At 72.2% G+C, this 20,104-nt stretch carries 18 protein-coding genes and 1 tRNA gene; 6 read left to right on the top strand and 13 right to left on the bottom strand.

Annotated elements, in window-relative coordinates; genetic code table 11:
- The 3 genes from M1O15_RS30690 to M1O15_RS30680 form a co-directional block, all read right to left on the bottom strand.
- On the bottom strand, positions 1–211 hold a 211-nt coding region (locus tag M1O15_RS30690; protein ID WP_248637516.1), incomplete at its 3' end, for a DUF2277 domain-containing protein.
- 88 nt (positions 212–299) lie between these two features.
- Positions 300–1,253 carry an ADP-ribosylglycohydrolase family protein gene (locus tag M1O15_RS30685; RefSeq protein WP_248637515.1) on the bottom strand — a complete coding sequence of 318 codons (954 nt, stop codon included), beginning with the start codon at positions 1,251–1,253 and terminating at the stop codon, positions 300–302.
- Positions 1,254–1,361: 108 nt separating this feature from the next.
- Positions 1,362–1,433, bottom strand: a tRNA-Val gene (locus tag M1O15_RS30680).
- Between the two features lie 207 nt (positions 1,434–1,640).
- On the opposite strand from M1O15_RS30680, the gene M1O15_RS30675 reads away from it, so the two are divergent.
- The 4 genes from M1O15_RS30675 to M1O15_RS30660 all read left to right on the top strand — a co-directional run bounded on the left by M1O15_RS30675 (position 1,641) and on the right by M1O15_RS30660 (position 4,901).
- Complete coding sequence (locus tag M1O15_RS30675) at positions 1,641–2,429, top strand: DUF4097 family beta strand repeat-containing protein (protein ID WP_248637514.1); 789 nt, start codon at positions 1,641–1,643, stop codon at positions 2,427–2,429.
- A 71-nt stretch (positions 2,430–2,500) separates the two neighbouring features.
- On the top strand, positions 2,501–3,865 hold the full coding sequence (locus M1O15_RS30670; RefSeq protein WP_372499630.1) for a coiled-coil domain-containing protein: 1,365 nt from the start codon (positions 2,501–2,503) through the stop codon (positions 3,863–3,865).
- Between the two features lie 146 nt (positions 3,866–4,011).
- The gene (locus M1O15_RS30665; protein WP_248637513.1) at positions 4,012–4,230 is read left to right on the top strand and encodes an FmdB family zinc ribbon protein; all 219 of its coding nucleotides are present in this window, start codon (positions 4,012–4,014) and stop codon (positions 4,228–4,230) included.
- A gap of 59 nt (positions 4,231–4,289) precedes the next feature.
- Positions 4,290–4,901 (top strand): DedA family protein, encoded by a 612-nt coding sequence (locus M1O15_RS30660; RefSeq protein ID WP_248637512.1) that lies wholly within the window; start codon positions 4,290–4,292, stop codon positions 4,899–4,901.
- A 65-nt stretch (positions 4,902–4,966) separates the two neighbouring features.
- Here M1O15_RS30660 and M1O15_RS30655 read toward each other — a convergent pair whose 3' ends face one another.
- Genes M1O15_RS30655 through M1O15_RS30645 form a run of 3 tightly spaced genes read right to left on the bottom strand, consistent with a single transcriptional unit; the run spans position 4,967 to position 9,539 of the window.
- Positions 4,967–5,785 (bottom strand): HAD family hydrolase, encoded by an 819-nt coding sequence (locus tag M1O15_RS30655; protein ID WP_248637511.1) that lies wholly within the window; start codon positions 5,783–5,785, stop codon positions 4,967–4,969.
- Positions 5,782–8,358 carry a phosphoribosyltransferase gene (locus M1O15_RS30650; protein WP_248637510.1) on the bottom strand — a complete coding sequence of 859 codons (2,577 nt, stop codon included), beginning with the start codon at positions 8,356–8,358 and terminating at the stop codon, positions 5,782–5,784. The genes M1O15_RS30655 and M1O15_RS30650 overlap by 4 nt, the downstream gene beginning before the upstream one ends.
- On the bottom strand, positions 8,355–9,539 hold the full coding sequence (locus tag M1O15_RS30645; RefSeq protein ID WP_248637509.1) for an HpcH/HpaI aldolase/citrate lyase family protein: 1,185 nt from the start codon (positions 9,537–9,539) through the stop codon (positions 8,355–8,357). Before M1O15_RS30645 ends, M1O15_RS30650 begins: the two co-directional genes overlap by 4 nt.
- Positions 9,540–9,798: 259 nt before the next feature.
- Between M1O15_RS30645 and M1O15_RS30640 the strand changes: the two genes are divergently transcribed.
- Positions 9,799–10,629, top strand: a complete 831-nt coding sequence (locus M1O15_RS30640; RefSeq protein WP_248637508.1) for a TerD family protein — start codon at positions 9,799–9,801, stop codon at positions 10,627–10,629.
- Between the two features lie 50 nt (positions 10,630–10,679).
- Here M1O15_RS30640 and M1O15_RS30635 read toward each other — a convergent pair whose 3' ends face one another.
- The 6 genes from M1O15_RS30635 to M1O15_RS30610 form a co-directional block, all read right to left on the bottom strand.
- Positions 10,680–11,423, bottom strand: a complete 744-nt coding sequence (locus tag M1O15_RS30635) for a TerD family protein (protein ID WP_248637507.1) — start codon at positions 11,421–11,423, stop codon at positions 10,680–10,682.
- Between the two features lie 174 nt (positions 11,424–11,597).
- Entirely contained in the window at positions 11,598–12,722 is a 1,125-nt protein-coding gene (locus tag M1O15_RS30630) for a DUF475 domain-containing protein (RefSeq protein WP_248637506.1), read from the bottom strand.
- Between the two features lie 114 nt (positions 12,723–12,836).
- Positions 12,837–13,412, bottom strand: a complete 576-nt coding sequence (locus tag M1O15_RS30625) for a TerD family protein (protein WP_248637505.1) — start codon at positions 13,410–13,412, stop codon at positions 12,837–12,839.
- 355 nt (positions 13,413–13,767) lie between these two features.
- Complete coding sequence (locus M1O15_RS30620; protein ID WP_248637504.1) at positions 13,768–14,343, bottom strand: TerD family protein; 576 nt, start codon at positions 14,341–14,343, stop codon at positions 13,768–13,770.
- A gap of 128 nt (positions 14,344–14,471) precedes the next feature.
- Entirely contained in the window at positions 14,472–14,948 is a 477-nt protein-coding gene (locus tag M1O15_RS30615) for a peroxiredoxin (protein WP_248637503.1), read from the bottom strand.
- Between the two features lie 109 nt (positions 14,949–15,057).
- Complete coding sequence (locus tag M1O15_RS30610) at positions 15,058–15,489, bottom strand: DUF3052 domain-containing protein (RefSeq protein WP_248637502.1); 432 nt, start codon at positions 15,487–15,489, stop codon at positions 15,058–15,060.
- A gap of 631 nt (positions 15,490–16,120) precedes the next feature.
- Between M1O15_RS30610 and aceE the strand changes: the two genes are divergently transcribed.
- Complete coding sequence (gene aceE / locus M1O15_RS30605) at positions 16,121–18,853, top strand: pyruvate dehydrogenase (acetyl-transferring), homodimeric type (protein ID WP_248637501.1); 2,733 nt, start codon at positions 16,121–16,123, stop codon at positions 18,851–18,853.
- Between the two features lie 87 nt (positions 18,854–18,940).
- Here aceE and M1O15_RS30600 read toward each other — a convergent pair whose 3' ends face one another.
- Positions 18,941–19,834, bottom strand: a complete 894-nt coding sequence (locus tag M1O15_RS30600) for an alpha/beta fold hydrolase (protein ID WP_248637500.1) — start codon at positions 19,832–19,834, stop codon at positions 18,941–18,943.
- Positions 19,835–20,104 lie beyond the last annotated feature (270 nt).

Here is a 20,104-nt window from a genome sequence, read left to right as displayed (position 1 = left end):
CGCTCCCCCGTACCTCTATCCCCTCCAGCAACCGCCTGGTCGCCTCCGTGACCTCCTCCACCGCCCGGTCGAACACCTCCCGGTTGTGCGCGGCGGGCGCCCGGAACCCGGACACCTTCCGTACGTACTGCAGGGCGGCCGCCCTGATGTCTTCCTCGGTCGCCTCCGTCGGCAGCGCGGGCGGACGGAGCGTCTTGATGCTTCGGCACATGCCTCCAGTGTGACCCCCACCACTGACAACGCCCCCAAACCGCCCGCCACCCGCACCAGCCTTCCGCCCGACCGAGCCACAGCCACCCCTACTCCCCCTCCCCCGCTCCCACTCCCGCCCCCAGCCGCCGCGCCAGGTCCACCAGCTCCTCCACCCGCAGCACCCGCTCACCCCACCCCGGCAGCGGTACATGCAGCGGCTCCGTCCAGCGCGCCGGTACGGCCTCCAACCCGTAGCAGGCCCCCGCCAGGCCACCCGCGACCGCCGCCACGGTGTCGGTGTCCCCGCCGAGGTCGATCGCCGCCCGCAGCGCCTCCTCGAACCCGTCGGTCGTCCGCAGCGCCCACACCGCCGAGCCCAGGCACGGCCACACGGCCCCGTTGAACTCGGTCGCCAGGTCCGGATGCCAGTCCGCCGCCAGCACCACCGCGTACCTCTCGCGGTGCTCCGGGTGGACGACCCCGAGCACATCCGGCAGCGCCGCGAGCGGATCCCCACCCGCCAACGCCACCCGCACCAGCTCATGGAAGATCGCGGTGCCCTCCCAGGCGGCCGGGTCGCCATGGGTCAGCGCGGAGATCCGCCGGGCCGCGTCCATCGTCGCCGCTCGCCCCCTCCCCGCGAACCAGACCGCCGACGTGGACGCCCGCATCAGCGCGCCGTTCCCCGCCGCCCGCCGATTGACCCGGAAGTGCTCCGCCGCGGCCCGGTCCCACTCCAGTCCGCTGGTCAGCACGTCCTCGGTCTGCAACCCGATGTCCTTGGGCTCGGCCGCCGCCCACCGCCGAAACCGCCCGAACACATCCGGCAGGTCCAGGCCCTCGCACTCCAGCAGCGACTCCCCGACCAGCACCGCCATCTGCGTGTCGTCCGTCGCCTCCCCCGGGTCCCAGCCACCACCCCCGGCCATCTCGCCCCCGCACCCGACCTCAGGAAACCGCGCCGAGAACGCCCCCGCCGGCCCGAACTCGAAGGGCCCACCCAGCGCATCCCCCACCGCCGCCCCGACCACCACACCCGCGCCCCGCGCCCCCCACTCCATCCCCGCACGCTACCCGCCCCCACCGACACCGCCGGCCCCTCCCGCCCGCGGGTGACCAGCACGACGAAGACCCCCGGCCGGGAACGGCCGGGGGTCTTCGGTCAACGGTGGGCGCGGACGGTTTCGAACCGCCGACATCTGCTTTGTAAGAGCAGCGCTCTACCCCTGAGCTACGCACCCGTGGAGGAGGCAACAGCCTACATCGACGCCGGGGCCATCCGGCAAACGCCGCCCGGGCTCGGGCGATGGGGGGGAGACGAGAGGGGAGGGCGGGGGCCCTTGGGGGGTTAACCCCACCCTGAACTGGGTGGTTGACCGGAGCGCGCCGGGGCCGGGGGGTTACGTAGTGTGAGGGCAGTGCAGGGGAAGTCCTTCTCGGGGGTCAGCATGGTCGTTCGTGGTGTGGTCAGGCGCCGGATCGTCGGGCGTTCGCTGCTCGTGGTCGGAGGCGTCGCCCTGGGGGTGGTGGTGCTCACCGGATGCGGGTCGTCGGAGCTGGAGTCGGCGCCGGTGGAGCGGAAGTCGTTCGCCTTCGACGGGGACACGCTGGAGGTGGAGACGGACGACTCGGAGATCGTGCTGGTCGCGGCCGATGTGCAGGACGTGGAGGTGGCACGGCAGGTCGACGGGTGGGGGGTGTTCGGCAGTGGGCCGGAGCCCGTGTGGCGGCTGGAGGACGGCAAGCTGTCGCTCCGGGTGGAGTGCGAGGCCATGATCAGCGACTGCGAGTCGCGGCATGAGGTGCGGGTGCCGCGCGGGGTGGCGGTCACGGCGAGCGGGGACAACGGGGACCTGACGGCGGAGGGCTTCACCTCGCCCCTGCGGCTGACCTCGGACAACGGCACGGTGAGCACCCGGGATGTCACCGGCACCCTGGACCTGACCAGCAACAACGGCGACATACGGGTGGAGGGCAGGACACCCGCGCGGGTCACCGCGCGGGCCGAGAACGGGGACCTGCGGCTGGTGCTCGACCGGGCCCCGGAGAAGGTCGACCTGGTCAACGACAACGGGGGTGTGGTGATCGAGGTGCCGGGCGGGGCCACCGCGTACGACGTGGACGCCCAGAGCGCCAACGGCGAGGTGAGCGTGGACGTGCCCACCGACCCCAGGAGCACCCGCAAGGTCGGGGTGCGCGCTTCCTACGGCGATATACGGGTCCGGGCGATGAACTGACCGTCCCGTGTGTTCGTCCCTACCGGGTGGGAGAATGTACCGGTCAGGGCGGACGCAGTACGGGAGCGGATGTGACGGTGACACGCGCGCGGCGGACTGTGGACGACTTGCTCGCGCTGTTGCTGCCGCCACTTCCCGTGGTCGTCGCGGTCCTCGCGGTGGCCGGGGCGGCACTGCCGGCGGCCGTCACCGGCGGCGGGACGCGGCGCTGGTTCGGAGGTCGGGGAGAGAGCCGGCGCGCGGAGGCCCAGGCCGCCCGGGACGCTGCGGCGCAGGCCTTCTACGAGCTGGACACCGCCCAGCGGGGGCTGCGCATCTCGATCGAGACGATCACCGCGGTGGACGCCTCCCCCGCAGCCCGGCAGGCGGTGGACCACTTCGCCGAGCTGGGCCGCCGTATCGACCAGGTGAGCGAGGTCTACATCACCGCCGTCGACGCCCACGACCTGGACCGCGACGACCTGGATCCCTCCGTGGCCGCCCGGGCGACCGGCGAGCTGAACCGGGCCAAGGACGAGCTGGCGCGGGTCAAGGACGAGCTGGACCGGTACGAGCAGGGCCTCGCACCGCTGCTGGGCAAGGCGGAGACCCAGCTGGCCCGGTTGGCCCCGGCCAGGGAGCGGGCCAAGGCCGCGCTGCTCGCCGCGAGCAACGGCCTGGACGCCGCCCGCGCCTCCGGACTGCGGGCCGACGAGCTCGCCGCCCGGCTGGCGGCGCTCGGGCCGGAGCTGACCCGGCTGAACGAAGGCGCCGGGCAGCACGGGGTCGCCGAGACGCTCCAGCGTGCCGACCGGATGCTGCGGGAGGCCGAGGCGGTGCGCTCGGAGGCCGAGCGGCTGCCGGAGCGGGCCGCGGAGATCGACAAGCGGCTGGTGTCGCTGCGGACCAGGGCGCAGGCGCTGGCCCACCGCGCGGGCGGGGTCGAGCCGGTCCTCAGCGAGCTGCGCCGCCGGTTCAGCACCGCCTGCTGGCAGGACCTCCAGTCGGTGCCGGAGCAGGCCGCGGCGAACGTACGGCAGGCCGAGGAGCGGCTGGGCGAGGCCACCCTGGCTCGGGAGGAGCAGCGCTGGGCCGATGCCACCGCGCTGCTGGGCACGGTACGGGCACTGCTGAACGGTTCGGACGAGGCGGTCTCGGCGGCCGGGGACCGGCTGGAGCGGCTGAACGCGGTCGCCAAGGACCCGCAGGCCGAGGTCGAGCGCACCCGGTTCGCCATCCGGGACGCCCAGTTGCTGGCCATGGCGGGGCGCAGCACCCCCGATCCGCGTCACGCCCGGCCGCTGGACGACTCGGTGGCGCGACTGGAGCGGGCGATCGACGGTCTGGAGGGCCGCCACCCCGACTACTGGCACTTCCTCCAGGAGACCGAGGCGGTGCGGACGACGGTGGCCCGGGTGGTCGAGCTGATCCGCGAGGACCGGGGCGCCGGCCGCTGACCCGCGCCCGGCGGCCAGCCGGGTCGGCGGTTGAACGGGGTCGGCGGCCCGTACGCCGTCCCCTACCCAGACCGCATCCGGACCGCATCCGGGCCGGGTTGGGGAAGGGAGCGCTGGGGGGAGGCGGGCGCGGCTACCCTGGGGCCATGCCCCGTTACGAGTACCGGTGCCGCACCTGCGGTGACACCTTCGAACTGAACCGTCCCATGGCCGAGTCGGCCGACCCGGCCAGCTGCCCGGGCGGGCACGAGGACACCGTGAAGCTGCTGTCCACCGTGGCGGTGGGCGGCACCGCCAAGGGGTCGGCCCCCGTACCCGCGCCGAGTGGTGGCGGAGGGTGCTGCGGCGGCGGCTGCTGCGGCTGACCACCGCCTTCCTGACAACCTTCAGGGAGCCTTCAGCAACGCCCCTCTAGCGTGGGGCCATGGAACGCTGGATCAACAGCCTCATGGAGGCGCTGGGCGCGCCGGGCGCCGGACTCCTCATCGCCCTGGAGAACCTCTTCCCGCCGCTGCCGAGCGAGGTGATCCTGCCGCTGGCCGGATTCGCCTCCGCCACCGGCAAGATGAACCTGATAGCCGCCCTGGTGTGGACGACGGCGGGTTCGGTCATCGGCGCCCTCGCCCTGTACGGGGTGGGCGCGCTGCTGGGTCGCGACCGGACCGTCGCCATCGCCGGCAAGCTGCCGCTGGTGAAGGTCTCCGACATCGAGAAGACCGAGGCGTGGTTCGGGCGGCACGGCACCAAGGCCGTCTTCTTCGGGCGCATGGTGCCGATCTTCCGCAGTCTGATCTCCATCCCGGCCGGGATCGAGCGGATGCCCATCCCGATCTTCCTGCTGCTCACCACGCTGGGCAGCGCCCTGTGGAACACCATCTTCGTGCTGGCCGGCTATCTGCTGGGCGACAACTGGGAGCAGGTCAGCCACTATGTCTCGCTGTACTCCAAGGTGGTGCTGGCGGTCGCCGTCCTCGCCGTGCTGGCCTTCGTCGCGGTGCGGGTCTTCAAGAAGGGCTCGGGATCAAGGCGAGGCTGAGGCGCTCATGACGAGGCTGAGGCGCTCACGGCGAGGCTGAGGCGCTCACGGCGAGGCTGAGGCGCCTATCGCGAGGCTGAGCCGGCGACCGCCTCGGTGAAGCGGCGGGCGATCTCCTCGCCGGCCAGCACCCCCACCGCCTCCGTCAGCTCGATGTGGTCGGCGCTCCACCCGGTCTCGGCCAGTTCGCCGTGACCGGGCCGCCAGCCGCGGTCGGCGGCGAGCAGCAGATCGGCGTCGAGCAGCGAGTCCCCGGCGGCCAGCACCCGGTCCGCCCCGATCCGGCGGACCACCTCCCGCACGGCCGCGCTCTTGGTCAGCGGCAGCGGCACCGCGTACACCTTCCGCCCCTGGAGCGAGACGGCCCAGCCGCGCGGCGCCGCCCACGCGGCCAGCTCCTTCATCCAGCCGTCCGGCAGCAGGGCCCGCTCCACCACCAGGTAGGCGAACAGTTCCTCGGCGACGCGTTCCTTGAGCAGCCAGGCCGGGTCGGCGGTGGCGATCAGATGGGCCCGCACCTCCGCCAGCGGGGCGCACTCGTCGGCGAGCCGGGCGGCCACCCGGCGCTGCCAGTCGGGGTCGCTGACCCCGTCCACCAAAAGGTGCCCGCCGTTGGCGCAGATCGCGTACTCGGCCGGCGGCCCGGGGAGGTGGATGCGGTGGTACTGCTCCCGGGTCCGGGTGGTCGTCGGCACGAAGTCGGCGCGCGAGGGCAGTTCGGCGAGCAGCCCGGCCGCGGTCTCGGTGACGAAGGACAGCGGCTGGTGCCCGTACACCTCCACACAGAGCAGCCGGGGCGCCTCGGCGTCGGGCATGGTCAGCCCGAGGGCGTTGGGCGAGTAAATCAGGGTGCGGTCGAGGTCGCTGGCGATCAGGGTCCTCACGACGCCGCCTCCGCCCCGCCGGTCACCGGGGAAGCCGCCCCGCTCACCGCGCGGCCGTCGGCGCCGGTCGCGCCCCGGGTGAAGCGGGGGTGGATCAGCCCCACGCAGGTGTACGGGAGGTGGTCCACCTCCTCGACGGGGACGCCGCGCTGTTCGGCCAGCAGCCGGACGTGGTCGAGGTCGGGGCCCGCGCCGTGCCGGGCCAGCACCTTCCAGGGCACCCGGCGCAGCAGCACCCGGGTGGTCTCGCCGACGCCGGGCTTGACCAGGTTCACATCGTGGATGCCGTACTCCTCGCTGATCCGCTCCACCGCGGCCCACCCCTCCCAGGTGGGCGAGCGGTCGGCCGCCGACAGCTCCTTGACGTCCGCCTCCACCAGGGCGGCCACCTCGTCGAAACGGGCCGCGACGGTGTCCGTGAAGTCCCGGGAGACGTCGGTGTCCGCCAGCTCGCGGTAGAACTTGGCGCCGTGGTAGTCGTCCGGGCCGACCAGGTCCGCCCGGAGCACCGTCCGCGAGACCAGCCCGGATACGGTGGAGTTGAGGCAGGCGGACGGGATGAGGAAGTCCTCCCGGGTGCCGAAGGTCCGCACACAGGAGCCGGGGTCGGCGAGCACCGCGATCTCCGGGTCGAAGCCGCCGAACGCGGCGAGCGCGGCGGCCAGTTCGCGGGTGATGGCGCCCTTGCCGGTCCACCCGTCCACGAAGACCACGTCGGCCGGGTCGTGGTGGGCGGCCAGATAGCGCAGCGCGTTGGCGTCGATGCCCCGGCCGCGCACGATGGACACCGCGTAGTGCGGCAGGTCCAGTCCGTGCCGGAGCTGCGCCCAGCGCCGCATCAGCACCCCGACCGGGGTGCCGGCCCGGGCCAGGGAGACCAGCACGGGCCGGGGCGAGCGCTCGGCGAGCACGGACTCGGTCACCGTGCCGACGGCCCGGGCGATCCGCGCGGCGGAGGCGTCGAGCGCGGAGCGGTAGAGGGCCTGGTAGGCCTCGGTGGGCTGGTACTCCACCGGCAACGACTCGGCGTAGTGCGCTCCGCCGCTCTGCACCGCCTCCTCACGCTCCTCCGTCGGGGCCTCCAGCTCGATGTGCGAGAGGTCCTGGAGCAGCCAGCCGACGTCCTCGGGCGCGTAGGAGGAGAAGGCGGGGCCGCGCAGCGGCTCGGCCGGCCGGGAGACTCCCGGCGAGTGGGTGTGCTGCGGCGGCATGGGGGCTCCTTGGGCCGAGGCGGACGGCACGGGGCCGGACGGGTTCACACGAGCAGGGACGGGGACGGGGATGTACGAGGGGACGACGGCGAGGACCACCCGGGGGATGTGCGCGGCGAGCTGGGCCAGCAGTCCGCCGGGGGCGTGCAGGGCGGGGGTGTCGGCGACCGAGTCGACGACCACGGCGACCGCGTCGAAGCCGCCGCCCACCACGTTGTAGGCGTACCGCTCGCCCGGCCCGTCGGCGGGGTCGTCATGGGCCGGGAAGACCAGCCGGCTGCGGATCGCGTACCCGGGGTCGTCCACGGCGAGCACCGGTGAGCGGGTGGTGGTGGAAAACCGCACCTCGGCCTCCCCGCGCCGCTCCAGGGCGGTGCCCAGCGCCAGCGGCGCGTACATCAGCTCCTCGAAGCCCAGGACCAGCACCCGCCGGGGCGCCGGAGCGCCGTCCTCCGGGTCTACGGAGGCCAGGCCCAGCCCCTCGGCGAGCCGGGCGGCCATCGCGGGCAGCGCCGCGTCCAGCCGCGCCCGGTGCGCCGGGGTGAAGCCGTGCCGACCGCCGTCCGGGACACCCTCCGGCCAGTCCAGCTCCACCCTCCGCACCGGCACGGCAGCGGCATCCGCGCCCAGGGAGGCGGACTCATGGGCGGCGACCAGCGCCGTGCCCTTCTCCAGCACCCCGTCCGGCAGCCGTACCGTGCCCGCCGCCAGGGTCACCAGGTCCACCCGGGCGCCCAGGTCGGCGGCGAAGGCGGTCAGCCGGTCGCGGTCGGCCGGCGCGCGCATGTCGACCAGCGCCACGACCACGTAGTGCCCGCGCGGGTAACGCTCGTGCAGCGCCCGTACGGTGTTGAGCACCGTGTTCCCGGTGGAGAACTCGTCGTCCACCAGCACCAGCGGGCCGTCCCCGGCCAGCAGCGCCGGGTCCTCGGGCAGCAGCAGATGCGAGGTGGCGTGCGAGTGGGACTCCTCGAAGCCCCCGGCGGTGGCGACGCCCTCGACCGGGCGGCGGGTGGAGTGCAGATACGGGGCGGTGCCCAGCCCGTCGGCGACCGAGTGGCCGAGGCCGGTGGCGGTCTCCGCGTACCCGAGGACCACGGCGCGGGCGGCCTGCTCGGGCCCGAGCAGCTCGCGGACCCGCACCCCGAGCCCGTACCCGGAGCGCCACACCACCTCCGGACTCCGCGGGACGTGCTTGCCCAGCACGGTGGAGACCAGCAGATGGGCCCGCTTGGGGTTCCGCCGCAGGGCCAGGCCCAGCAGCCCGGGCAGCGCCTCGTCACCCGCCAGCTCCACGCCCAGCCGCCGCGACACCCAGGTGCCCGGCCACACGGCCACGTCCTCGTCCTTCCCGGCGCTCACAGGGCCAGTCCCGCCGCCAGCAGCTCCACGAACCCCACGTCCTCCCTCGCGACGCCGAACACCTCGGCGCGCAGCAGGGTGCGTTCGGCCCAGGCGCGGTGCGGCTTCACCTCGTTCATCTTGTTGGTGTACGCGCTGCGCAGCACCCCGCCGCCGCCCCGCTCGGGGCGCAGGATGTCCTGGGCGTCGCTGTACTCCTCGTGGCTGACCACGGACAGCGCGTGCACCGGCAGGACGTGCGAGGGGTGGATGCAGGTCTTGCCGGTCAGCCCGTTGGCCCGGTCGAGCTCGATCTCCCGGAGCAGTCCGTCCATGTCGTGCTCGATCAGCGCGGTGCGCAGGTCCTCGGCGCGCTGCTCCAGGAACGGGCTGCGGCGCAGCTGAGGCTTGAACATCCGCTCCTGGAGCCGGAAGTACTCCCAGACCGGTCCGCTGATGGTGAAGCCGGTGCCGTCGGAGCGGCCGAGGACGTTGACCACGTCCCCGATGACCCCGGCGACGATCTGCACGTCGTAGGCGGTCAGGTCCGGCGGGCGGCGCAGCCCGTACGCGGAGCAGAAGTCGGTGACGCCGAGGCGCAGCGCGAGCACCCGCTCGCGGTGCTTGTCGACGGTGCGGGCGATGCCGGCGAGGGTGTCGGTGCGGGTCTCCAGGTGGAGCAGCTCGGGCGACTCCAGCACCGGCATCGCGAACAGCTTCCGGCCGCCCGCGCTCTCGGCGGTGGTGTCGGCGGCGGCGAGCGCGTCGAGGAACGGTTCGCCGCGCTCCTCGGTGAACTTGGGCAGTACGAATCCGGACAGCAGCCGGACGGCCGGGCCGAGCCGGCGCACCAGGTCGGGCACCTGCTCGGGGCGGCGGACCCGGATGAAGAGCAGGGGCACCTCGGCGCCCTCGGCGCCCTCGGCGTCCAGCGCGGCGAGGTGGCGTACGAGGTTCTCCTCCGCCCCGGCGACCTCGGCGTCGTCGATGGAGTCCTCCAGGCACAGCACCATGGAGACCACCCCGCGACGGGCCATTTTGGCCACGTCATCGGCGAGGCGGGGGCGGGTGGCGGGGCTGTAGAGGGTGGCGCCGAGCGCCGTGGCGAGGATGTGCGGAGCCGAGTCCGGTGTGAAGGCGCAGGGCTCGCGGTGGAAGAGTCCGGCCCGGGCGGAGGCCGGGATGTACCCGAAGTGACGCATGTGCTCCCCGTACTGCCGTGAGGGCCTGGTGCCATGGAGGCCGGTCGATGAGGGTGGTGCGAAGGCTGCCGTGAAGGCTTTCGATGTGGCCGGTAATAGTACGTAGGAGCGGATGTCCGCAGTTCCCTCCGGCCGTGAACGGCGGGTAACCGGGAGAAGTGGTCCAGGTGACGCGGCCTCCGCGCGGGTCCCCGCATCCGCGCGGATCATGCGCGACCCGCGTTGTCCAGCGCGCGGTCGGGCAGGCAGGATGGCGGTCATGACGCACTCCATGCCGAAGGGTTCGAACGTCCCGCTGGACGCCGCCGCCGTCCGGGCGGTCCTGTGCTGGACCCCGGGCCCCGGGGTGCCGGACGTGGACGCCTCGGCGCTGCTGCTGGGGGCCGGCGGCCGGGTGCGCAGCGACGAGGACTTCGTCTTCTACAACCAGCCCCGGCACCCCTCGGGGCTGGTGCGGCGGCTGTCCAAGAAGCGCGTCGCGGAGGGGCTGACCGACACCGTCGAGGCGGATCTCGCGGCGCTGGACACCTCGGTGGAGCAGGTGGTGCTGGCCGCCTCCTCGGACGGGGACACCTTCGCCCGGGTGCGCGACCTGCGGATCCTGCTGTACGACGCGGGTGCGGCGGGTGCGTCGGCGCCGCTGGCCGTCTTCGAGGTGACGGCGGAGACCGGCGAGGAGACTGCGATCATCTGCGGCGAGCTGTACCGGCGCGGTGAGGGCTGGAAGTTCCGCGCGGTGGGGCAGGGCTATCCGACCGGGCTGATCGGTCTGGCGACGGCCTTCGGGATCTCGGTGGACGAGGCGGAGCAGGGCGAGCCGGAGGCCGAGGCGTCCCCGGCGACGGCCGCCCCGGCGGCTCCGTCCGGCGCGGACCTCCACCCGGCCGCCGGCGCCGGGGGCTTCCCGCCGCCGCCCGCGGCCCCGCCCGCGTACGGCTATCCGCAGCCCGCCCCGGCGGGAGCGGGCGGTCCGGCGGCGGGGGCGCACCAGCCGGCCCCGGCGTACGGCTATCCTCAGCCGGCCGCCGCCTACACCCTGGACCCGGAGTTCGTGCTGCCGCCCATGGGCCCCCAGTTCGTCCGCCCCTGACCTCGGCCGGAGTCAACCGACTCCGCCCGCCGGACCGGCCGTGCCCGGTCTCACGCCTTGCCGGCCTTGAAGCCGCGTCCCCACTGCATGCCCCAGCCGTAGAGCCGGTCCAGCTCGGCCTGGAAGCCGTAGACGAACCGCACCTCGCGCCGGACCTGGAGGTCGCCCTTGACGTTCTCCAGCATGAACACGGCGCAGGAGCGGGCCTGCGGGGCGCGCTCGTCGAGCTGGATCTCGATGCGCGGCCCGTTGCTCGGGTACAGCGTCATGGTGGCGTGGGTGCGGTCGAACGCCGGGGTCTGGTCGTAGATGTAGACGAAGAACAGCAGCCGCTTGATCGCCTCCCGGTGGTCCAGGTTGACGAAGATCGTCTCTCCTGAGGGGGCGCCGAACCGGTCGTCGCCGCTGAGCTTCACATACGGGGCGGCGTTGAGGTCGCCGAAGTAGCCGCCGAGCGGCTGCACCACCCCCCGGCTGCCGTCGGCCATCTCGTACAGGCAGCCGATGTCCAGGTCCACGTTGACCATGCTCTGGGTGTGGGCCTGCACCACGTCGGGCTTGAAGAACCTGAGCGGATGGCGCAGCAGTCCGCTGCCGCCCCTGGAGCGGCCCTCGATGTCCGAGGTGCGCATCCGCCAGGAGAGGTTGACCCGCAGGTTGCCGGTGGCCGCGCCCTGTTTGCCGAGCGAGACCGACGGGCGGCGCTTGGTCAGGTCGATGGCGTTCGACGCGGCGCCGCCCGAGTCGAACTGCGTTGTCGCGCCACCGCGCAACAGGTTGTCCCAGAAGGCCATGCGCCCCCACCCCCCACTCGTCCCGATGCCGCGCGGACGCGCGGCGGGGCGGCCGGGCAGGACACCCGGCCGCCCCGCAAGGAAGCGTTCCTCGAACCCGGGCCCGTCACACCCGCCGGGCCCGGGCGGTCGCGCTCGTGCCGTGACCGCCGGTGGCGATCAGGCCATGAGCGGTCACACCGTCACATGCGTCTCCTGGTCCTTGCCCTCCTTGGCGAGCGCCTTGTTGCGGCGGACCGAGGAGAGGAAGGAGGCGGCGATGAGGACGACGCCGATCAGGCCGGTGATGATCTCGCTGATCTCGTACTGGATGGTGATCAGCAGGATGGCCGCGAGCGCGCCGATCGCGTAGTGGGCGCCGTGCTCCAGGTAGACGTAGTCGTCCAGGGTGCCCTGGCGGACCAGGTAGACGGTGAGCGACCGGACGTACATGGCGCCGATGCCGAGGCCCAGGGCCATCCAGAAGATGTGGTTGGTGATGGCGAAGGCGCCGATGACCCCGTCGAAGGAGAAGGAGGCGTCCAGGACTTCCAGGTAGAGGAAGAGGAAGAAGGCTGCCTTGCCGGCCAGGCCGACCAGCGAGGGGTCCTTGCCCTCGCGCTTGGCCTGCTCCTCGATCTCGTGCTCCCGCTCCTCGTCCTCCTCCAGCTTGCCCTCGAAGTAGCTGGAGAGGCCGTTGACCAGGAGGTACGTGACGAGTCCGGCGACCCCGGAGAGCAGCACGGTGGCCGACTTGTCCGAGTGGCCGGTGCTGGTGTGGGCGTGGGTGGCGACGGTCATCGCGCAGACCAGCAGGGCGATCAGGGCGACGCACACCGAGAGCATGTCGACCTTGCCCAGCTTGGCCAGTGGGCGCTCCAGCCAGCCGATCCACCGGTGCTCCCGCTCCTCCAGGACGAAGGCGAGGAAGATCATCAGCAGGAACATGCCGCCGAAGGCCGCGATGGCCGGGTGCGCGTCGGTGACCAGGGCCTGGTACCGGTCGGGGTCCGACTGGGCGAGCTGGACGGCTTCGATGGGGCCGACCTTGGCGCTGATGGCGACGATCACCACCGGGAAGACCAGGCGCATACCGAAGACGGCGATGAGGATGCCGACGGTGAGGAAGATCTTCTGCCAGAAGGCGTTCATCTTCTTCAGGATCCCGGCGTTGACGACCGCGTTGTCGAACGACAGCGAGATCTCCAGGATCGACAGGATCAGGACGACCCCGAAGGCTTCCCAGCCCCACTGCCAGGCGGCGAACGCGAGACCGACCGCCGTGATGCCGAGCGACCAGCCGAAGGTTTTCAGGACCACTGGATACCCCATCGTTTCGAAATACCGGTTCGGGCACCCTCGCCCCGTGTCCGTCGGGTGGTGCAAGGACCCGGAGACGTGTCTTCAGGAGCTCGGCCCTGTGGGAAACGCCCCTTAGGAAACATCGACTCCGAAGTCTAGGGCGATGCCCCTCAGCCCCGATGCGTACCCCTGTCCGACCGCGCGGAACTTCCATTCGCCGCCGTACCGGTACAGCTCGCCGAAGATCATGGCGGTTTCGGTGGAGGCGTCCTCGCTCAGGTCGTAGCGGGCCAGTTCCTGGCCGTCGTTCTGGTTGACCACGCGGATGAAGGCGTTGCTGACCTGGCCGAAGCTCTGCCCCCGGTTGTCCGCCTCATGGATGGAGACCGGAAATATGATCTTGTCGCAGTGCGGAGGCACCCGGCCCAGGTCCACGATCAGCGACTCGTCGTCGCCGTCGCCCTCACCGGTGAGGTTGTCACCGGTGTGCTCGACCGAGCCCTCGGGGCTGGTGAGGTTGTTGTAGAAGACGAAGTACTCGTCGCCCAGCACCCGGCCGCCCTGGCAGAGCAGCGCGCTGGCGTCCAGGTCGAAGGGCGCCCCGGTGGTGGAGCGGGCGTCCCAGCCCAGACCGATGAGCACGTGGGTGAGGTCGGGTGCGGCCTTGGAGAGGGAGACATTGCCTCCCTTGGCGAGCGTGACGCCCATGTGCGGATCCTCCCCTGAGGTCTGCGCCGCGTCTCCTTGAGACGCGCGGCGCGGTGTGCGGTGTGGAGCGGTGGCCGACGGGGTCGGCGGCGGCCGGTGGATGAGCGGTGCGGCAGGCGTACGGACGCGAGACGGTCCGCCGCCAGGCGTACGTACCGGGTCGGCCCGGCAGGCGCACCCACCCGGGCCGGTCCGCCAGGCGTACGTACCGGGTCCGGCCCCGCAGGCGTCCGTACGGGCACCCCGGCGGCCGGCGGCCCGGACGGAAGGCGCGACCGGCGCCGCACGGCTGGCGTGCGGCGCCGGAAGTCGCGGGCCCGGGCGGATGGAGCTGCCCGGGCTGCCACCGGAACGGTCAGACGTTGACGCCGAAGTCCCGGGCGATGCCCGACAGACCGGAGGCGTACCCCTGGCCGACGGCGCGGAACTTCCACTCCTCGCCGTGGCGGTAGAGCTCCCCGAAGACCATCGCGGTCTCGGTGGAGGCGTCCTCGCTCAGGTCGTAGCGGGCGATCTCCGCGTTCCCGGCCTGGTTCACCACGCGGATGAACGCGTTGCGCACCTGGCCGAAGGACTGCTGGCGACTGTCCGCGTCGTAGATCGAGACCGGGAAGACGATCTTGGCGACATCCGCCGGAACGCCCGCGAGGTTGACCTTGACCTGCTCGTCGTCGCCCTCGCCCTCACCGGTGAGGTTGTCGCCGGTGTGCTCGACCGAGCCGTCCGCGCTCTTCAGGTTGTTGAAGAAGACGAAGTCCTGGTCGTTGCGGACCTTGCCCTCGGCGCTCACCAGAATGGCGCTGGCGTCCAGGTCGAAGTCCGTGCCGGTGGTGGTGCGGACGTCCCAGCCGAGACCGACGGTGACGGCCGTCAGGCCCGGGGCCTCCTTGGTCAGCGAGACGTTGCCGCCCTTGCTGAGGCTGACTCCCACGAGTCCCTCCATTGGTTTCCAGGGGCAGCGCCCCCGTCGTACATGGCAATCGGATCAACGAGTCGATCCTAGTGAGCGGTTCCCGAGCCGGGCAGGCACTTGCGGCGGGGAATCACCGGGTGTCGGGCTCAGGCGGTCCGCAGGGCGTCCAGCGCCCGGACGTACTCGTCCAGGTCGCGGGCGTCCGGCAGGTCGTTGACGACCGTCCAGCGCACCACGCCCTCCTTGTCGATGATGAAGGTGCCGCGCACCGCGCAGCCCTTCTCCTCGTCGAAGACGCCGTAGGCGCGCGAGGCCTCGCCGTGCGGCCAGAAGTCGGAGAGCAGCGGGTACTCCAGGCGCTCCTGCTCGGCGAAGACCCGCAGGGTGTGGATGGAGTCGGTGGAGACGGCGAGCAGCTGGGTGTCGTCGTTGACGAAGCGGGGCAGCTCGTCGCGGAGCGCGCACAGCTCGCCGGTGCACACCCCGGTGAAGGCGAACGGGTAGAAGAGGAGCACCACGTTCTTCTCGCCTCGGAAGTCCCTCAGGGACACCGTCCGGCCGTGGTTGTCCTTCAGGGTGAGGTCCGGGGCCTTGGTGCCGGTCGTGACCGCCTGGTTCGCCATGGCAGCGTGCTTCCCTTCGGTACGGGGCCTGTGGTGGTCCCCACCCTACGCACCGGGCCCCCGCCGAACGTGTCGGCGGGGGCCCTTGGCACGGGGCTCGGCTCGCGGGTCAGCGCTTGCCGGACTTGGGGGTGACCAGACGGCTGCCGGTCCAGTCCCCGCCCGCGTTGATGCTGCGGGTCTGGGAGAGCCCGGCGGTCTGGGCGGCCTCGTTGATGTCGCTGGGCTCGATGTAGCCGTCGCGACCGGTCTTGGGCGTCATCAGCCAGATCTGGCCGCCGTCCTCGATCAGCCCGATGGCGTCGACCAGTGCGTCCGTGAGGTCTCCGTCCTCGTCCCGGAACCAGAGCAGGACGACGTCCGCGACGTCGTCGTACTCCTCGTCGACGAGCTCCTGGCCGATGACGGCCTCGATGCCCTCACGGAGGTCGTGCTCGACATCGTCGTCGTAGCCGATCTCCTGGACCACCTGTCCGGGCTCGAACCCCAGCTTCGACGCCGGGTTGGTCCGCTCCTCCGCGTGGTCCGCGGTCGCGCTCACGGCTTGCCTCCTGATCATGTCTTCTGGAAAGTGCTGGCGCCGCGCGCGTACGCGCGGCATGGGCCGTAGTCCACACGTGCCGGGCGGATCGCGCAAGTACCCGGCGACCGAGACCGCCGAAACGGTGACTTTTCCGTCCGTCCCGCCGCAACTCCAGGCAACTGCCCGTCCGCGTGCCGGGCATCTGCCCGCCCGTGGCCGCGTCACACACAACGGCTCTTGACCCACTTTAGGCGCTTCCACTCCTTCCGTGCCTCCCCATCCGGCCCGCGCGACCGGCCCCCGGGGCGTCGCGGCGGGGCCGGGTGGCGGGGTACCGCCCCGGTGGTACGGGGCGAACGGCCGGGCGAGCAGGGGAACGGCCGGACGAAACGCCTGGCCGCACTGGGCGTATGGTTGCGATTTGACCGACCTCTCCCGGGCCGGTCGAGCGGCCCCGTCCCGGCCGGTCGGCCGAGTGCGGGCGCCCGGGCGGGGCCTCGCCCGGCCCGGTCCGGGCCCGGAGGCGGCGACCCGTTTGGGTTACCTCTCGGTAAAGATGACGTTCGCGTCCGCGGGGTAGACGATGGGGGCGGCGCGACGTACCGACCACCCAGCATCCCCGTAGGCTCCCCCGACCAGAAGGAACAGCGTGGCTTCCGGATCCGATCGCAACCCGATCATCATTGGCGGCCTTCCCAGCCAGGTCCCGGACTTCGATCCCGAAGAGACCCAGGAATGGCTCGACTCCCTCGACGCCGCCGTCGACGAACGCGGCCGGGAGCGAGCCCGCTACCTGATGCTCCGGCTGATCGAGCGGGCCCGCGAGAAGCGCGTCGCCGTGCCCGAGATGCGCAGCACGGACTACGTCAACACGATCGCCACCAAGGACGAGCCGTTCTTCCCCGGCAACGAGGAGATCGAGCGCAAGGTCCTCAACGCGACCCGCTGGAACGCCGCGGTGATGGTCTCCCGCGCGCAGCGTCCCGGGATCGGCGTCGGCGGCCACATCGCGACGTTCGCCTCCTCCGCCTCGCTCTACGACGTGGGCTTCAACCACTTCTTCCGCGGCAAGGACGAGGGCGACGGCGGCGACCAGATCTTCTTCCAGGGCCACGCCTCCCCCGGCATCTACGCCCGCGCCTTCCTGCTGGACCGGCTGAACGAGACCCAACTCGACGCCTTCCGCCAGGAGAAGTCGAAGTTCCCCAACGGCCTGTCGTCCTACCCGCACCCGCGGCTGATGCCGGACTTCTGGGAGTTCCCGACCGTCTCCATGGGCCTCGGCCCGCTGGGCGCGATCTTCCAGGCGCGGATGAACCGCTATATGGAGGCGCGCGGCATCGCCGACACCGCCAAGTCCCATGTCTGGGCGTTCCTCGGCGACGGCGAGATGGACGAGCCCGAGTCGCTGGGCCAGCTGTCCATCGCCGCCCGTGAGGGCCTGGACAACCTCACCTTCGTCGTCAACTGCAACCTCCAGCGCCTCGACGGCCCGGTGCGCGGCAACGGGAAGATCATCCAGGAGCTGGAGTCGCAGTTCCGCGGCGCCGGCTGGAACGTGATCAAGCTGGTCTGGGACCGCTCCTGGGACCCGCTGCTGGCCCAGGACCGGGACGGCCTCCTGGTCAACAAGCTGAACACCACGCCGGACGGCCAGTTCCAGACGTACGCGACCGAGACCGGTTCGTACATCCGCGACCACTTCTTCGGCGGCGACCAGCGGCTGCGCGCCATGGTCGAGAACATGACCGACGACCAGATCCTGCACCTGGGGCGCGGCGGCCACGACCACAAGAAGATCTTCGCGGCGTACGCGGCGGCCCGCGCCCACAAGGACCAGCCGACGGTGATCCTGGCGCAGACGGTGAAGGGCTGGACGCTGGGCCCGAACTTCGAGGGCCGCAACGCCACCCACCAGATGAAGAAGCTGACGGTCGCCGACCTGAAGGGCTTCCGGGACCGGCTGCACCTGCCGATCTCCGACAGGGAGCTGGAGGACGGCCTCCCGCCGTACTACCACCCGGGCCCGGACTCCGAGGAGATCCAGTACATGCACGACCGCCGCAAGGCGCTGGGCGGCTATGTGCCGACCCGGGTCGTGCGGGCGAAGCCGCTGACACTGCCGGAGGAGAAGACCTACGCGGCGGTGAAGAAGGGCTCCGGGCAGCAGTCGATCGCCACCACGATGGCGTTCGTCCGGCTGCTGAAGGACCTGATGCGGGACAAGGAGATCGGCAAGCGGTTCGTGCTGATCGCGCCGGACGAGTACCGCACCTTCGGTATGGACTCGTTCTTCCCGAGCGCCAAGATCTACAACCCGCTGGGCCAGCAGTACGAGGCGGTCGACCGCGAGCTGCTGCTCGCCTACAAGGAGTCGCCGACCGGCCAGATGCTGCACGACGGCATCTCCGAGGCCGGCTGCACCGCCTCCCTGATCGCCGCCGGCTCCGCCTACGCCACCCACGGCGAGCCGCTGATCCCGGTCTACGTCTTCTACTCGATGTTCGGTTTCCAGCGGACCGGCGACCAGTTCTGGCAGATGTCCGACCAGCTGGCGCGCGGTTTCGTCCTGGGTGCGACCGCCGGGCGTACGACCCTGACCGGTGAGGGCCTCCAGCACGCCGACGGCCACTCCCAGCTGCTCGCCTCGACCAACCCGGCCTGCGTCTCCTACGACCCGGCGTACGGCTTCGAGATCGCGCACATCGTCAAGGACGGCCTGCGCCGGATGTACGGCGAGGACAGCGAGGACGTCTTCTACTACCTCACCGTCTACAACGAGCCCATCCAGCACCCGGCCGAGCCGGCCGACGTGGACGCCGAGGGCATCGTCAAGGGCATCCACCGGCTCAGCGCGGGTGAGAACGGCCGGATCCCCGCGCAGATCCTCGCCTCCGGCGTCGCCGTGCCGTGGGCCCTGGAGGCGCAGAAGATCCTCGCCGAGGAGTGGAACGTCAAGGCCGACGTCTGGTCCGCCACCTCCTGGAACGAGCTGCGCCGGGACGCCGTGGACGTCGACCGCCACAACCTGCTCCACCCGGAGGAGGAGCAGCGGGTGCCGTATGTGACGCAGAAGCTGTCCGGCGCCGAGGGCCCGTTCGTCGCGGTCTCCGACTGGATGCGCTCGGTCCCGGACCAGATCTCGCGCTGGGTCCCCGGGACGTACACCTCGCTGGGCGCCGACGGCTTCGGCTTCGCCGACACCCGGGGCGCCGCCCGCCGCTACTTCCACATCGACGCGCAGTCGATCGTGCTGGCGGTGCTGACCGAGCTGGCCCGCGAGGGCAAGGTGGACCGGTCCGCGCTGAAGCAGGCGGTGGACCGCTACCAGCTGCTCGACGTCACCGCCGCCGACCCGGGCGCCGCGGGCGGCGACGCCTGAGCCACGGGTAGCCCCGAGCGGGCACAGGCGCACGGGCGGTGCGGGCAGGGCTTCGGCCCCACCCGCACCGCCCTTCTGTTACGTGCTTCAGCGCACCGCTGCCGTGGTGTGCTCCAGGATCGCCGCGGCGAGCGGCCCGTGGACCTCGCGTGGCAGGGCGTGCCCCATCCCGGGGATGGTGACCAGGCGGGCGGCGCCGATCACCTGGGCGAGGTGGGCGGCGTGCGGCGGCGGATAGACCGGCTCGGCGGGGGCGGCCACCACCAGGGTCGGCACCCGGTTGACCGCCAGCTCCCCGGTGCGCTCCATGCCGGCGGTGCTCGCCCTGGCGTGCGCGGTGCTGGTGGCGTGGTGCCCGGTGTGCCGTACGATCCGCCGCTCCAGTTCCCGGGCGGCCTCGGCGTCGAACGGGATGAGGCCGCCGCTCAGCAGCCGCCAGTGCTCGACCCGCCGGTCCAACTCGGCCTCCAGGTCCCGCTCCTCGGCCGGCTCGGACCACAGCGCCACCAGGCGCGGGTCGACACCCGGGAGTTCGCCCACCGGGGTCAGCTCCCCGTCCGGCCCCGCGTACGGTCGGGTGCTGAGCGCGCCGGCGCCGATGAGGGTGGCGCTGAGCAGCCGGTCCGGGTGGTCGGCGAGGAGGAGTTGGGCGAGCATGCCGCCCAGGGACATCCCCACCACATGGGCCCGCTCCACACCCAGCGCGTCGAGCACCGCCACGGCGTCCTCGGCCAACTCGGGCAGTGCGTAGGGCTTCCGGTCGAAGGACCAGGTGGACCGGCCGGTGTCGCGGTGGTCATAGCGGATCACCCGGTGGTGCGCGGCCAGCAGCTCGACCAGCTCCTCGGGCCAGCCGAGGCCCGATGCCTGCGCCCCCATCACGAGCAGGAGCGGCGGCGCGTCGGCGGGGCCGCGACTCTCCACCCACAGGCGCACATCGGGTGCCACGTCGACGAAGCGCTGACTGAGTTCCCGCTGCATGAGTTCCCCAAGAGTGGTGAGAAGGTCCGGGAGGACCGGATGTGGACGGTGCGGCCTGTCTTTCGTGGGTTCGGGTGGTGACTGTCATTGGATCTGGCGAGACGATACGTATCGTATAGCAGTTTCCTGTCGGTGGGCAATGCGGGGCGTTGCGGGGTTCGCTTCCCGTCTGGCGGGGGAACCCACCCCCCCCCCCCCCCCCCGCCGGTGCCCCCCCACCCCCCCCCCCCCCCCCCCCCCCCCCCCCCCCCCCCCCCCCCCCCCCCCCCC

Origin of the sequence: Streptomyces lichenis, from assembly GCF_023218175.1 — a bacterium.
Taxonomy (GTDB): Bacteria; Actinomycetota; Actinomycetes; order Streptomycetales; family Streptomycetaceae; genus Streptomyces; species Streptomyces lichenis.
Note: the sequence above shows the minus strand (reverse complement) of the source record. Positions and strands in the feature narration are given on the sequence as shown.